The sequence below is a fragment of the Prevotella sp. PTAC genome (assembly GCF_013166535.1).
In the GTDB taxonomy this organism is placed as follows: domain Bacteria; phylum Bacteroidota; class Bacteroidia; order Bacteroidales; family Bacteroidaceae; genus Prevotella.
On record NZ_JABKKK010000035.1, the window covers coordinates 1 to 740 of the forward strand.

The 740-nt window shown below is 42.8% G+C and carries 1 protein-coding gene; it reads right to left on the minus strand.

Going from position 1 to position 740, the window contains the following annotated elements:
* Positions 1-131 precede the first annotated feature (131 nt).
* Positions 132-443 carry a helix-turn-helix domain-containing protein gene (locus HPS53_RS12480; protein WP_172206534.1) on the minus strand — a complete coding sequence of 104 codons (312 nt, stop codon included), beginning with the start codon at positions 441-443 and terminating at the stop codon, positions 132-134.
* Positions 444-740: the final 297 nt, after the last annotated feature.

The window sequence follows — 740 nt, forward strand, 5'->3', positions numbered from 1 at the left end:
CATTTTAGCAAAACTACAAACAATTATCCACCCGATGGACATCTCTCTTACTAGAAAAAAGTGCCAATCGCTATTGACACTGCAAAGGTAAGAGTGGGTATTGTTATTTTACTTCGTTCATTTCATCAAGTTTATACAGTTCTTCCTTTGAACTTCGCCTCTTTCCACCTATCCTCCACAACGGAAGCAATGCGCTGTACGTCATCGGGACGGTAGTAGGTCTTGTGGTTTATCTGCGAGTAAGCCAGCGTCCCATTGTCCCGAAGCGTCTGCAATGTGCGTGCGCTGATGTTGAGCATCCGGCAAACGTCCTGATTGTCCATCCACTCTCCCATTGTCTTCTCTCCGTGCCTCTGACAGATGGTATCCATGCGACTGACGAAACGGTCGAACTTGGCGACCATCGCCTCAAAAGTCTTCCTTTCAATTGATACGATTTCCATATACATACTTTTTATTGTTATTGTTTCTTTTGCCACAAAGGAATATATAATCTGTTATCCGGCAATGGATTTCCAGGAAGTGGAAGCATGTGGCACAGGTTGGTAGAGGTTGGCACAGATTTGGTGTATATTCTTAAATTCCGGAAATCAGGAATGTGGCAAGAGAGAAAAACAAGGGCTTAATTCAAATTTACCCGTAAATACATCTTTGTTCTTCCGATTATTCACGTCCGGCAAATCTGTGAAGTCCTCACCAATATCTCTATCACCATAAAGCAAAGTCTCACAATATTGCCT

Excerpts from the sequence above, each read along its gene's own strand:
- HPS53_RS12480 (WP_172206534.1), bottom strand. The coding sequence starts at position 443 with ATGGAAATCGTATCAATTGAAAGGAAGACTTTTGAGGCGATGGTCGCC.